This window comes from Paenibacillus terreus (genome assembly GCF_042138595.1).
GTDB classification, from domain to species: Bacteria; Bacillota; Bacilli; order Paenibacillales; family Paenibacillaceae; genus Paenibacillus; species Paenibacillus terreus.
On sequence record NZ_JBHIRX010000053.1, the window covers coordinates 1 to 320 of the forward strand.

A 320-nucleotide genomic window follows, 5' to 3' on the forward strand; every position below is an offset into this window, starting at 1 on the left:
TAAGACACCTCCCTTTCACGGAGGTAACAGGGGTTCGAATCCCCTACGGGTCATTATGATTTACTTCTCTGCTAGGGGTGAGAACCCACTGGGTTCGTCGAAGCATAAGCTTCGTTAGGAAGACTTCGCAGTCTCGAGCGAAGCGAGAGTATCCCCTACGGGTCATATTTTCAACTCATTTTGAGAAAAATGCTTATTGATCTGTGATATGTAAATGTGATATGATCTAATAAGTGTTCTAAGATGGAGGCTTAGCTCAGCTGGGAGAGCATCTGCCTTACAAGCAGAGGGTCGGGGGTTCGATCCCCTCAGCCTCCACC

The 320-nt window shown here is 47.8% G+C and carries 1 tRNA gene; it reads left to right on the forward strand.

Annotated features, from left to right (window positions below):
• The first annotated feature begins 245 nt into the window (after positions 1-245).
• Positions 246-318, forward strand: a tRNA-Val gene (locus ACE5KN_RS31110).
• The last annotated feature ends 2 nt before the right edge of the window (positions 319-320 follow it).